We start from the raw sequence: 14,803 nt of genomic DNA on the forward strand, positions 1-14,803 counted from the left end.
CATGCTGAAATTCTCCTTATCGCCTATTTCTATTGTTGTCGGTTCGGTTTTAGGGCTCACTCAAACCGCAGGCATTGCACAGAGTGTACAAGTGCCAGTGCAATCAGAGTTTAAACTCACTCCACTTATAGTGCCAAGTATTAATTCATTTAAGGCAAAGGCTGATGATCTTGTGTTAACTGCTGCAAGCAGTGTTAACCATCTAGTCATTATCGATGCGGGAGTACCTGATAAAGCCTTATTTTATAGCGATTTAAATGCAGAGACAGAGATTGTTGAACTCAATGCTGATGAATCAGGTATAAATCAGCTTGAAGAGTTGCTTGGTCGTTACCAGCAGTTAGAGAGCGTGAGTATATTTTCTCATGGGCGCAGTGGAGAGCTACAACTAGGTAACAGCCAAATAAATACTGCGGTTATTGAAAGTAACCCACAATTAATGGCGGTATTTAAGGGGGCTGTAAAACCTGGTGGGGATGTGTTTTTTTATGGCTGTGACATTGGTAAGGGTCTGCAAGGCGATCAATTTTTAACACTCTTTAGTCAGTCAACGGAGCTTGATGTAGCCGCTTCTAACGATTTAACCGGTAATAGTCATAAAGGCGGAGATTGGGATTTAGAAATAGTTAAAGGGGATGTCGATTTTGCTGATAGACCATTTTCAGAGCGAGCCTTGATTGACTTTTCTGAGGTGTTAGCGTTTGATGGTACATTGAATTTTGATAATATACCTACGGGATACGCTAATAATAAGAGTTATATAATACCGGGTACCAGCTACAGCATAAAAGTTAAGTCTGGGGCTGGTGGGGGTCAAGATTTATATAATTTTTCAGCGGGCTATGTTTATATATCTACAAGCTCATCATCTCAGACATACAGTAAAATATATTTTACAAATAACGAAACGTTTGATTTATCTAGTTTATATGTTTATAACTCAAGTGGTAGTAATAGAGTTATACGGCTAACAACGGATAAAGGAGGCGTAGCGGATAGCGGGACTTTACCGAGCGGTAGCAGCGAGACTATAAATGCTTCTGGTGCGTTATTTACAGAAATAAAATGGTTAAAAATAGCTTATTCTGATAACTCTACTCTTAGCTGGTTAAAAATTGACAACCTTGCCATCACTAACTTGTCTTCAACTCCTGTTAATTCAGCGCCTGTTGTTGATTTAAATGGTGGGATTCCAGGTACAGGGAGTTTTTCGGCGTTTACTGAAGGCAGCCCTGCTACCGTGATTGCACCCGATGCTGAAGCCGGTGATAGTGATGGCGACTCAATAACAACAATAACCGTTGCATTAACAAATGATCAAGATGGCGCCTCAGAAGGTCTTAATGTATCTGCCAGTGCGCAAAATGCACTTGGGGGTGTAAGTGGTGCATCAGATATTAGTTTACAAGACACAATTTCTATTACAGGTGCAACTGCAACAACGGCTGAAGTTACCACTTTCCTTAAAGCAATCACGTATAACAATACCAGTTCGTCGCCCAACACAACTTCGCGGACAGTGTCAGTTGTTATCAATGATGGCACTGAAAACAGTACTAGCCGTACAGCGACAATTTCAGTGGCTAATCTTACAGCAGCTAGCTCTACAGCAGCGGGTTTTAGCACCTTAGATGGTACAAATTTAAATCCGGCAATAACGTTTAGTAGTGATGATGAGGTTTTAACTGTATCTTCAGCAAGCCATATTATAGGGTCTACAGCCCAGGGTGGCGATGGTACAGATGAGATTATTGTTATAGATGGTAGTGATCTCACACAATTTACCAGTTTAACCTCCTTTGAAACGCTCTCTACTTATAATGACGGCTCATTAACGCTCAGCGAGTCGCAACACGATGCGTTTACAACGATAAATGGCGCTGGAACAAATACATTTACTTTGGCAAGTGCAGATGGTGATAGCAGCGTAATTGCAGATGCAGACATAGAAACGTATGTTTTAAATGCTGCTTTTAATATTACTTTAGCTGGGACCGCGCAAAATGTTACCGGTAGTAGCAATGCTGATACTATTAATATTGCTGGATTGAGCGTGACAGGTACGCTTGCTGGCGGCGGCGATACCGATGTACTGCAAATGAGCACCGGTGCTGATATTAGTAATGCCACGGTAAGTGCATTTGAGTCTTTAGCATTAAATAGTGGTGCTTCAGTGACGATGACTGAGGCGCAGCACGACAGCTTTCCTTCGATAACAGCAAGTGGCACTGATTCAATTACCATAAGCACCGCGACCGATGGCCTAACTGGTAATAGTTCGGTTGAAACGTATGTGTTGAGTGCAGCGAATACATTTACGTTAGGCAATGCATCACAGAATCTAACCGGTAGTGGTGGTGACGACACGGTTAATGTGAATGCACTGAGTGCGACGGGTATTTTAGCGGGCGGAATTGGTACCGATACCTTGGTTGTTACCAACGGTGGTAATATATCAGGTGCGACAGTCAGCGGGTTTGAAGATTTATCGGTTGCTGCTGGTGGCACAGTCACCCTAGGCGCATCTCAGCTTGCGAGTTTTTCTGGCACAGTATCAGGCAGTGGCACTGAGACAATTTCTGTTTCAGGAGATGGTAATGTAAGTACTGTTTCGGCAATAGAAAGTTATACCTTAAATGACGATAGTACGAATACGCGCTCGGTTACTGTCACTAATGCTAGCCACTCTGTAACTGCAACCTCTGCGACTGATGCAATTACGTTTGATTTAGGTTCACTTACATTTACTGGAATCATTACCGGTGACAATACTGTTGCAGATACACTGAGTTTAAGTAATGGTGCAAATATATCAGCTGGGACCATAAATAATATAAATAACCTAACCTTGGCATCTGGTGCTTCAGTTAACATGACGACCAGCCAGCACCAAGGATTTTCAGGCACAATCACGGCTCCAGGCTCAGAGTCTATTACCATTAGCGGAGATGGCGATTTTACTACTTTAGCAGGTGTTGAAAGCTATAGCGTGGGTGATGACAGCACTAATACTAGAATCATTACAGTTTCAAGCAGTAACACCAATGTGGATGCTACTTCAGCTACTGATGTTGTTACGTTTGCAATAGGCACTAGTGCATACACTGGTACCCTTACAGGCGACGCAACAGCAAGTGATATTGTTAACGTATCTGATGGCGCGGATGTCACAGGAGGGGGCTTCTTTAATATTGGTACATTAAGCTTAGCCTCTGCTGCAACAGTAGCAATTGATGTTAATAATATTAATGATTTTAATACAGCCATTACAGGCTCTGCTGGCGCTGATACGCTAAAACTTATGGATGGTGGTATTTTTAATTTTTCCAGCACCACGGTATCGGGTATTGAAAATCTGGCAATCGGCACTAACAGCAACACGACTATCACCTTAACCGATAATTTTAATACTGATGCTGGCGTTGTGTCTTTTTCTAATGCTAGTGGCAGTGCTATTACAGCTGCAGTGACGCTAGATGCAAGTGCATTTAGCGCTGACATTTTAACAATGACCTCATCAGATTTTAGTGGTGATGATGTACTTAAAGGTGGCTCTGGAGCCGATACTTTACGCCCAGGCGCTGGTACAGATACGTTAACAGGTAACGCAGGTAATGATAATTTTGTAGGTAGCTCATCTCAATTATCAGGCGATACAATTACCGATTTAGCCGCAGGCGATCGTATTACTATTGCTGGTATTACAGGGCTTTCAGCCAGTAACGTACGTTTTAATGGCACAAGTACATTAGAAGTAGATACCAACGCCACTGATTTTAACATTTCTGAGCTAACTCTTGCTCTTACAAACGCACCAGGCAACGACCTTACCTTTACGGTTGCTGATAGTGGCCCTGATACTATCATTACTTTTATTTCACCGAACTCAGCACCCACATTTAGTTCGCTTAATGGCGGTGCTACATTTATCGAAAATGGCAGTGCAGTGATAATAGATAGCGATATGACAATTGCAGATGCTGAGCTTGATGCACTTAACAGCAACGCAGGGGATTACAACAATGCTAGCTTGACTATTCGCCGGCGCGATGGCGCAAGTACAGAAGATATATTTGCTCATTCGGGACTACTCAGTACATTAACTGAGGGAAGTACATTTAGTTACAATGCTAATAATATAGGGACTGTTACCACAAACTCGGCAGGCACTTTAACGCTAACATTTAATAGTAATGCCACTTCTGCAATCGTAGATTCTGTTGCGCAAGCTATTACCTATGCCAACAACTCAGATGTGCCTTTAAATGCAACTGTGCTTGACTATGTATTTGATGATGGCGCGGTTCAAAGCACCGGTACTAATCAAGCGTCAGTCAGTATTACCTCTGTTAATGATGCGCCTACAGTATCAGCAATCGGGGCTAACCCAACCTTTACAGAAAATGGCTCAGCAGTGGCTATCTTCTCTTCCGCTGCTGTTAGCACGGTTGAGAGTGGGCAAAATATTGAACAAATATCACTAACAGTTACTAATGTAAAAGATACGGGCCATGAGTTTCTTCAATTTGGCACCGATCTTATCAACTTAGAGCATAATGCATCGGGTACTTATTCGGGAGCCGTTAACTTTAGCTACACGGTTATGTTAAGTGGCTCAACGGCAACGGTAACGGTTACCGCAACAGATTCAGCTGCAGTATGGCAAAGTTATGTGCCGTTCTTACAGTATAAAAATACCAGTGATTCGCCTACCACCGACAATAGAGTTGTTACACTTACATCAATAAAAGACAGTGGCGGTACATCTAATGGTGGCGCAGATAGAGCAATTGGTAGTTTTGGCTCTTCTACAGTAATCGTAGTGGGTGAAAATAATGCGCCTACTGATATCAGCCTTTCAAGCTCTACGATTAGTGAATCAGTTGTGGGGGCAGGTGCTGATGTTGGAGTATTAACGACTACGGATGCTGATTCGAACAGTCATACTTATTCGCTAGTTTCATCTACATCAGCTGCAACGGGTAGTTGTACCACAAGCGCGGGCAATAGCTTTTTCCAAATAAATGGCAACACGTTAGAAACCAAAGCGGCATTACCACTGGGCGCTTATACGGTTTGTGTGCAAACAGATGACAGTGCCGAAACCTTTAAAAAATCATTTACTATAACAGTAATTGAAGCGCCTAAACCGACTACCCCTGAGATCAGTGGCACAGCAGCTACAAAAGTAAATCAAGATGAGCTTTATAACTTTACCCCTTCGGCAACAGACCCACAAAATAAAGCACTGACGTTTAGCATTGCTAACAAGCCTAGTTGGGCTAGTTTCAATACTGCAACAGGTAATTTATTGGGTACGCCCACTAAGGCAAATGTAGGGCTTTATCCAAACATTACTATCGCTGTTAGTAATGGTAGCGAGCAGGCAAGCCTGTCACCTTTTAACTTGGAAGTGGTATCAACAAATAGTGCTCCGATTGCACCTAACTTAAGTTTAGAGCTTGATGAAGATTCTAATATTAGCTTTTCCCCTGATATTACAGATACAGACTTAGACACACTAACAATTAGCGCTGTGTCGCAGCCTCAATTTGGTACATTAACCAAGCAAGCCAATACATTCACTTATACACCTAATGCAGACTATTTTGGCCCTGATAGTTTTAATTATCTTGCAGATGATACAAAGGAAAAATCTGCTATTGCTACAGTGAATTTTACGGTGGCTTCCATTAATGATGCGCCAATTGCTAATCCAGATAGCTATTCATTAAATAGCAACGCTGATAATCGCTACTCACTTGATGTGTTAGTTAATGATACCGATGTTGATGACGATGAATTGGTAATTGTTAGTGCTAACGCTAGCGTGGGAACAGTGCAAATTGAAGAGGGAACGCTGGTTTATCAGACCCAGGCAAGCACCAAAGGGACCATTCAAATTAATTATTTGATTGAAGACCCTGATAAAGAAATGAGTAGAACAACAGCAACATTAACGTTAAATAATCAAGCAGAAAATTTGCCAACCATCGAAACACCGGCTGATATTGATGTTAATGCAAAAGGGTTGTTTACAAAGGTCAAGTTAGGTGTACCTTCGGCAATGGATAGCGAAGGTAATAAATTAGCAGTCTCATTAGTTAACCCAAGTTTGTTGTATGCGCCAGGTAAGCATTTAGTTTACTGGAAAGCAGTAGACAGCAGCGGGCTTGAAGCAATCGCAACGCAAAATGTAAACGTGAGTCCGCTTATTTCGCTTAGTAAAAATAGCGAAATAGCTGAGAATAAAACACATAGCTTTAATGTGTTTTTAAATGGTGAAGCACCCAGTTATCCAGTGACGATTGCCTATGAAGTATCGGGTACTGCTGATAGCTCTGATCATGATTTAGTGTCGTCAGAGTTGGTTATTAACAGTGGCACGCAGGGACAAGTTAATTTTACAACGTATGCAGACTCCGAAACGGAAGGCAATGAAACCGTTGTAATTACACTGGCAGATACACTAAATTTAGGTGCGAAGTCTTCAGCCACAATCACTATTGTTGAAAATAATGTAGCACCTACTATTAGTACCAGTATTACACAAGGTTCTCAACAAAGATCACTTGTTACCATAGGTAATGATCTTGTCACGATTAAAGCTGTTGCTCAGGATGCAAATCCGAACGATAACGTAACGTTAAAGTGGGTATCAGAGGATAATAAACTCCTTAATACAAGCGCAAATGAAAACGAATTTGTTTTTTCAACACAATCACTAACTCCTGGTATTTATAAAGTAACGGTAACAGCGCAAGACTCTGGCGAGCCAAGTCTCTCAACAACAAAAGATGTTTACGTTGAAGTATTAACCTCACTTGAGGCGCTAGGGCAGGAAGATTCCGATGGTGACCTTATCCCAGATGCACAAGAAGGTTACGGTGATAATGACGGTGATGGCATTCCTGATTATTTAGATGCAATCAGTGAATGTAATGTCATGCAAGAACAAGTTAAAGACAGTGATAAGTTCTTAGTAGAAGGCGAGCCGGGCGTTTGCGTTAGAAAAGGGGTTACAGTTTCACAAAATGCAATGGGCGGTGTTCAGTTGCTTGATAGTGAATTACCTGAAGATGAAGGCGCGGTAAATACAGGCGGACTATTTGATTTTATCGCAACAGGTTTACCTAATGCTGGAGATACTTACAGCATAGTAATACCGCAAAGAAAACCAATCTCACAAAACTCTGTTTACAGAAAATTAAAAGAGGGACAGTGGATTGATTTTGATACATCTGGTGACAACCAATTACTTTCTACAGCAGGTGAGCCTGGTTATTGCCCTCCACCAAGAGGTAGTGAGTGGACGCAAGGGCTAACTGAAGGTGCATGGTGTGTACAATTACAAATTGTTGATGGTGGCCCTAATGATGACGATGGCAAAGCGAACCGAACGATAGTCGATCCAGGCGGTGTTGCAATTATTCGTACATCGAACCAGCTTCCTAAGGCTAATCAGGATGAGATAACAATTGGTGCAGGGGAATCGGCGACTATTGATGTATTAAAAAATGATACAGATCTGGACGGCGATACACTTACTTTAAGCGGCGCGACGGCTGATTTTGGTGATGTAAGTATTGTTGATGAGCAGTTACTGTATACCCCACCAGCTGGATTTGTTGGTGTTGCGATTATTGAATATAGTATTAGTGATGGCAAAGGGGGCACATCAAACAGCCAAGTTAAAGTTAACTTAGTTATAAATAATGCACCAACAGCTGTTTTTGATTCGGCAACAACCACAGATAACACATCGATAGAAATAGATGTACTTCGTAATGATTCAGATATTGATGGTGATGAATTATTTGTCGTTAATGCAGTTGCAGCTCAAGGCACAGTAACAATTAACATTAACGGCACTTTACAATACATACCTAAAAGCGGCTTTGACGGTGTTGATATTATTGATTACACAATAAAAGATAGCAAAGGTGCAAAGTCTACAGCACAAGTAAAAGTGACGGTTAGCGCTGTTAAATCAGTGGCCATCAGTAATAAGTCATCAGGAGGAAGTATGGGAGGTTTGGGTTTATTACTGATTTCAGTACTTGTTATTAGTCGAAGAAGATCAATACTTCCAAGCTTTGCAATAGTAACGACTAGTTGTTTAATTAGCACCAGTGCAATGGCTGATACATGGTCGATTGAGGCCACGCTAGGTGAGTCTAAAGCAAAGCATTCTTTAGCAACTAAGGACAACAAGGCTAATTTAGATTCTATTGATGATACTGATACTAGCTGGTCAATTGGCGCTTATTATGACCTGTCACCCAATTGGGAAGTCGCTATAAGATATATTGATTTAGGTGAAGGTCGAGCCGATTTAACTGCCCAAACAGTGAAAGCTGATGCAGATAAATTACATCAAGATTATTCACGCTTTGTACCGGTGTTACCAAAAGGGGTGGCAGCTGAAGTAGGTTACCGACAGATGCTTGCTGAATCTTTAAGTACAAAGGTATTTTTAGGCGCTTATCGTCATCAGTATAAAATACAAAGTAGCATCACGGATGGAGCTCCCTTAGAGTATAAAGAACACGCTACCAAACCTTATATAGGTGCCGCTTTAGGTTATTCGGTTTATAAACAGACTGAATTATTACTAAAGTATACTTATTATAAAGTTTCAAAAAATGATGTAAGTGAGTTATCAGCAGGAATAAAAGTACGCTTTTAAGTTGATGCGTAGTGTGATCAGCGCCGCTATTAGCGGCGCTGAACCACATATTTTTAAAAAGTATGACTAAGTTGTTTTGTTTCTATTGAAGATTCTTCAGTTCGTGGTATGTTTCTCGCAATCAAAAAAACAATAGGAATTCACCCATGCCAAAGGCGAGTGATGTTAAAAAAGGGACGGCTATTGACTTTAATGGCCGTGTATTAGTAGTAAAAGATATTGTACGCTCAGTACCACAAGGTCGTGCTGGTGGTAGTTTATACCGTATGCGTTTATACGATGTAGTAACGGGTAGTAAAGTTGACGAAACATTTAAAGACAGCGATATGCTTAACCTTGCTGATTTAACTCGTCGTGAAGCCATGCTGTCGTACATTGATGGCGATGAGTATGTCTTCATGGATAATGAAGATTACACGCCTTACAATTTAAATAAAGACGCCATAGCGGAAGAAATTCAATTTGTTAATGAAGAGACCCAAGGTGTGCACGTTATTGTAATTGACGGTACTGCTGTAGGTCTTGATCTTCCTTCAAGTGTTGAGCTTGTTGTTGAAGAAACTGATCCTTCAATTAAAGGGGCTTCAGCTAGCGCTCGCTCAAAGCCTGCACGCTTATCAACTGGCTTAACAATTCAAGTGCCAGAGCATATTTCAACCGGTGATCGTATCCGCATAAATACTGCTGAGCATAAGTTTATGGGTCGTGCTGACAAGTAAGCTGTAATGAATTGATAATTGAGAGCCGAGCTTTTAAGTTGCTCGGCTTTTTTGTGTCTGATTTATAAGCACCGCCACTAAAGAATACGTTGCTTTAATTTTCGCCAGTTTAACGCTATTATATGCGCCTTAATTTTTCAGCAGTCAGATGAGCATGGTATTATTTATTTTACTCAGTGGTGTGTTTATCGCACTTATGTATATTGAAACCATTAAAAAGGGTATGCCTGTTAAGCGTTGGTTATTTTTGGGTGGATTATTAGGGCCTGCAGCCTGGTGTTTATTTAATCTACATTATCGACGTGCATTAATACGTAATATTGGTGCAAAAACGTGTCTATGGCGTGCTTAGCTAGTCGCTCTAACTAAGCTGAGTTTTGATTGGCTTTGCTGTTGTTTTAAAAATGCAGTGAATTCATCTTTTGAGAGTGGTTTAGAATAGTAATAGCCTTGTAGTGTTTCACAGTTAAGCTCTTCCAGTATACTTATTTGTGAAGCTTGTTCTACACCTTCAGCAACTACATGTAAATCAAGGTTATGTGCAATAGTGACAATAGAGTCCACCATATTGCGGCCGCGTTCGGTTTTCATATCATCAACAAAGGCTTTATCTATCTTAAGCGTATTCAGTGGAAACTGTTTCAAATACGCCAGCGACGAATACCCAGTACCAAAATCATCCATAGCTAAATGAATGCCACGGGCACTTAGAGAGCGCATAATAGCAATGGCTTCTTGTGGGTCGTCCATTACCGTGCCTTCAGTGATCTCAAGCTCTAAAAAGTAAGAGGGCAGTTCATTTTTTTGTAAAATCACATCAATGCGCGAAGTTAAATCGGGTAAGCTAAACTGTTTTGCTGATAAATTTACCGCAACACGAGCGTTAAATAATCCAGCGTCTAACCATTGTTTTACGTCACGACAAGCTTTGTTTAAAACCACTTCACCAATTTCAATAATTTGCCCTGTTTCTTCGGCGATTGGAATAAATACCCCCGGGCTAATAACCCCTTTTTTCGGCGTAATAAAACGCACTAACGCTTCCATTCCAGCAAGCTTACCAGTACGAATATTCATTTTAGGCTGATAATACACCTCAAAGTGATCTTCTTTTAAGCCAAAGCGCATTAGGTTTTCTATTTGTAGTCGCTTTACTGCTTGGCGATTCATGTTGTCATTAAAGAACAGGTAGCTGTTACCTTTCTTTTTCGCATGATACATAGCGGTATCGGCGTTCTTTAATAGTATTTCAGGGGTGTTACCATCTTCGGGGAATAACACTATGCCAACACTGGATGTGATGGCAAGTTCATGTCCTGCCATTTTAAATGGTGTGGCTATTGCTGCTAAAAACTGTTTCGCCATGCGGGTGATGGTGAGAATATCGTTGGTGTTTGACATAACCAGCGCAAATTCGTCGCCGCCTAGGCGATAAAACACATCATTTTCACGGGTAAGCTTATTTAAGCGCATAGCAAGCTTTGCCAGTAAGCTGTCACCTAACTGATGACCCAATGAGTCATTTATCTTTTTAAAGTTATCTAAATCAAATACTAGCAAGGCATGGTGTGAATGCTCCTTTGCTAATTTTTTTAAGTCAGAAAAAAATAAATTACGGTTTGGTAAGCTGGTGGTGCGATCTCGATTGGATAAATTATTGAGCTCAGACTCCGTTTTTTTACGCTCGGTTAAATCAGAATACACCACCACGTAATTGGTAATTTGATTTTGCGCGTTTTTAATTTCATCTATCGAGATTTCAAATGGTAGTAGGGCATGGTCGCTATTACGCAGCTTTACTTCTTCTTGAATATGTTCATGCTTTCGAACGGTGTCTTTTATGGACTCTATATAGCCTCTGTCGTAACCGGCTAAATGAAATTCTTTTTTAAGGTATTGCTCACGTACACCGCCGAACAAAGTTAAAAAGCTGGGATTAATGTCAACAAGCTTAAAATCTTTATCATAAATAGCCAGTGCATCGGTAAACGACTCAACGCATTTTGCAAATAGGTTTAGTCGCTCTTCGGTTGATTTGAGCTGAGAAATATCTCTTACCGTGCCAGTCATTCGCAATGGACTAAGGTTCGCGTCTTTTTCGATTATTTTTCCACGGTCGAGTACCCAATGCCATTTACTAAAGCTATCTTTAATACGATAAGTGGCTTCGAAAAAAGTACTCTCTTCAGCAAAATGTTTTTTTAATAGATAATCTACATGGGTTAAATCGCGAGGGTGTATTAGGCTTTTATTCGGTGGGAATTCTACTAGATTGTTGTTATTCAGTACGTACTTGTCGTTAATACGAATAACCTTGCCGGTTTTTATATTCCAGTCCCATAGTGTGTCACCACTGCCTTCTACGGTGCTTTTTAAACGCTTTTCAGATTGCTGTAATTGAGAATGTGAGCGTTTTAGAGAGTGAATAACCGTAAACAAATAAATTAACAGTAACGTCATTATTGCGCACACGCTAACGACAAGCGCATTTAAGTTCAAGCTAAACGATGACTCAAATGCACTAGCAGAATGGGCTGTGGCCAAAGTGGCCAACAATAGAATGTATTTTATTATTTTTATTTTTTTCATTGTCTTACTTCTTATTTACAAAAGACAATCTAAATCAAGCGCGCGCAAGAGTCAAAGAGAATGAGAATAAAGTGGTAGATTCTTCGGTTGATCCACAGATTTAGCGCTTAAAAGCTCATATCTTGGGCGATCTGCATTAAAAATTTCAGCTGCATAGGCTTTTACATCCTCAAGCGTTAATGCGTTTAAAGAATCCAGCAGGCGTTGCTGCATATTAAACTGGTGATCGCCATTGCCAATAGCAAGCCATAAACGTTGTGAACGTAAACGCAAGTTTTTGTCTTTTTCGGCAATATGCGTTGTTAGCCCATATTTTTGTTGCAGCCAGGCTTGCTCTGTTAGTTCATCAATGGTTGATAAATACTGACTGATGAACACATTATGCCTGTGTAGTAACATACTTGGTTCAAATTTAGGTGACTGAATATAAAAAGCAATTCCGGCACGAGTATTAAAGGGCGCATAACCGGCACCGACCAAATAACCCAATTGTTGTGTGGTGCGTAGTTCATTGAAATAATCTTGATTAATTAAGTGATTAAGCGCCATCATTTTTACTTTTTCATCAACATTATCGCTTAATGCTTGGTAGTAAATCACCATGGCATTATCGCTACAAGCGAGTTCTAATTCGTAACGAGTCACTTTAGTAATTTCAAAGAGTGGGCGCTTTAAATCTTCTATAACTGCTGACTTTTTAAGGTGTAGTGCCACCTTTTTCTGAAACTCAAGGGCTTCACTTTGCTGCCAATTGCCATGTAAAAAAGACTCAACATGAAGTGCATTAAAAAACGCCTGTCTAAACTCATTAAACTGATGAAAACAGGTATCTTTAAGTGCATTTGCTAACTCGTCAGGCTGTGGGTTCCACGGCATTATCTTAGCGCCTAATATACTAAAGAGCTCACTAACAGGTTTATTTTGGTTACTATTGCGCCAATGCCTTACCAGTTGCTTTTTATATTCAGCAAAGCGTTTAGCACAAATTTTTACGTTAAATAGTGCATCAATTAGTTGATCAACCAGCTCAAGTTGGCTTGAAGATAGCCCCGCAGTATGCAAGGTTAAGCCACCTTGGTGAGAGGTTAAGTGATAACTTAAGCCCGCGAGCTCAGCTGGATAAAACTGCTCGCCAACACTATCCATAAACAAATCAGAAAACAATCGAGTCAATGCCATATGCTTTACATCTTTAACTGCAAAGTCAGAGTCCATGGCTAAATAAAAATGCCCTTTGGCCACTCTGAAGGTGGCATCTTGTTTAAACCAAAAATCAAAGCCAGCTTCTTTTACCAATAATGTTGGATGAGCTTGCTGCGACTCTATTGGGTATAGAACGACATCTTTAGCTAAATAAGGATTTGCGGTAGGTAATAACATTTCACCTTGTGGCTGACTAATTTGTGCCAGCGCTTCGAGCCAATGCAGTGATAATTTTTCAATTTTATACGGTGTGTTATACCAAGCGGCTGTGTGTTCAGGCTCTACACCCGGATGAATCAGCACTAAACGCATATTGTGAGGGGTTAACCATTGCATTGCCATTTCATGAGTGGTGGCTTTAAAGCCTTCCATTAAATAGTCGCCCTGTAAGTAATTAACTTCATCGTAATGTTGCATGTTAATACTTAAGTTACTGACCCAGTCAATCAGTCGAGATTTTTCTTGGTTATCAAATGCGATCTGTAGCAGTTTTTGTTTATCTTGATACAAGCGAGGCAGTTTGTTGATGTTGTTATTTATTAGGCAAATGTATTCAAATACCATTTCAATAATGTCTTCGTAGTATTCAATGCCTTCATCGGTCAGCGCCATGCTAATATTAAAATCTTTAAAGTTACTACCGTTGATGCCACCTCCGGCAGAAAGAGCATTGATCCAACCTTGTTCTTTAAGCACAGAATACAACGAGCCTTGCCCTTCGTACCCTAGTAAATGGGCAATAAAACTAACTGTTTTATGACGGTAAAAATCGTCTATGTTTGGCATGGCAAAGCTAATAATCAGCTTTTGTACGTGTTTATGTGGCTCAATATGGAGCAACTTACCTAAGTCTTGGCTGCGATAAAGCGGCGCTTCTATAGGTGGTTTTAATTTACCTTGTTTGCCTTTAATTTGGCAAAAATGCTGAGTTGCCCATGCTTCTAGTGTATCTAATGATTCATTGGCACAAATCACTAGAGTCATCCATTGAGCTTGGTAATGCTGATTAAAAAAGTCACGTAATTCATCACTAATACAGCGTTGTCTATCGGCTAATGTTTGTAGGTTGCCTACAGAGAACTTAGCAAATGGATGTGCAGGGTTAACAGTTTCTTTATGCACTTGATATATACGTCGGCCATCGTCTTTAATCTTTAATTTAAACTCAGCCTCAATGGCATTTCGTTCTTTTCCGGTTTCTGCGGGATCCAAGCTGGGCGCTATAAAAAAACGGCTAAATTGCGCTAATGCCGATTCAATATGATTGTTATTAATATCAAAAAAGTAGCAGGTATGCTCCGTGCCAGTCCAAGCATTGGTGTTACCACCAGATTGAGAGACAAAATTATTAAAACTACCGGATTCAGGATACAGATCAGTGCCTAAAAACAACATATGCTCTAAAAAATGCGCTAAGCCCTGCCTATCAAGAGGATCGTCAAAGTGACCAGTGTTAACGGCCATAGAGGCTGCCGCTTTTGCTGAGTCCTGATCGCGCACTAAAAGCACTTTTAGACCATTGTCCAGTGTTAGTGTGCGGTAAGCTCTGTTATCATTGGTGCTGATTTTCAAATGATGCTCCTGAAACTAAACGTATAATTGT

At 40.5% G+C, this 14,803-nt stretch carries 5 protein-coding genes; 3 read left to right on the top strand and 2 right to left on the bottom strand.

Annotation, left to right across the window (positions count from 1 at the left end):
• Position 1: 1 nt before the first annotated feature.
• The 3 genes from QL989_RS07020 (at position 2) to QL989_RS07030 (ending at position 9,760) form a co-directional block, all read left to right on the top strand.
• Positions 2 to 8,689 (top strand): Ig-like domain-containing protein, encoded by an 8,688-nt coding sequence (locus QL989_RS07020; RefSeq protein ID WP_290169309.1) that lies wholly within the window; start codon positions 2 to 4, stop codon positions 8,687 to 8,689.
• 146 nt (positions 8,690 to 8,835) lie between these two features.
• Positions 8,836 to 9,408, top strand: a complete 573-nt coding sequence (yeiP, locus tag QL989_RS07025) for an elongation factor P-like protein YeiP (protein WP_010391355.1) — start codon at positions 8,836 to 8,838, stop codon at positions 9,406 to 9,408.
• Between the two features lie 148 nt (positions 9,409 to 9,556).
• On the top strand, positions 9,557 to 9,760 hold the full coding sequence (locus QL989_RS07030) for a hypothetical protein (RefSeq protein WP_138606245.1): 204 nt from the start codon (positions 9,557 to 9,559) through the stop codon (positions 9,758 to 9,760).
• Here the strand turns inward: QL989_RS07030 and QL989_RS07035 are convergent.
• Both QL989_RS07035 and QL989_RS07040 read right to left on the bottom strand, forming a co-directional pair.
• Positions 9,757 to 11,997, bottom strand: a complete 2,241-nt coding sequence (locus QL989_RS07035) for an EAL domain-containing protein (RefSeq protein WP_290169312.1) — start codon at positions 11,995 to 11,997, stop codon at positions 9,757 to 9,759. The two genes, QL989_RS07030 and QL989_RS07035, sit on opposite strands and share 4 nt — an antisense overlap.
• 51 nt (positions 11,998 to 12,048) lie before the next feature.
• Positions 12,049 to 14,772 carry an insulinase family protein gene (locus tag QL989_RS07040; protein ID WP_290169314.1) on the bottom strand — a complete coding sequence of 908 codons (2,724 nt, stop codon included), beginning with the start codon at positions 14,770 to 14,772 and terminating at the stop codon, positions 12,049 to 12,051.
• Between the last annotated feature and the right edge of the window lie 31 nt (positions 14,773 to 14,803).

Origin of the sequence: Pseudoalteromonas sp. APC 3224 (assembly GCF_030407535.1) — a bacterium.
GTDB lineage: Bacteria > Pseudomonadota > Gammaproteobacteria > Enterobacterales > Alteromonadaceae > Pseudoalteromonas.

Coding starts and splice junctions, on each gene's coding strand:
- QL989_RS07020 (WP_290169309.1), top strand. CDS start 2: ATGCTGAAATTCTCCTTATCGCCTATTTCTATTGTTGTCGGTTCGGTT.
- yeiP (WP_010391355.1), top strand. CDS start 8,836: ATGCCAAAGGCGAGTGATGTTAAAAAAGGGACGGCTATTGACTTTAAT.
- QL989_RS07030 (WP_138606245.1), top strand. CDS start 9,557: ATGAGCATGGTATTATTTATTTTACTCAGTGGTGTGTTTATCGCACTT.
- QL989_RS07035 (WP_290169312.1), bottom strand. CDS start 11,997: ATGAAAAAAATAAAAATAATAAAATACATTCTATTGTTGGCCACTTTG.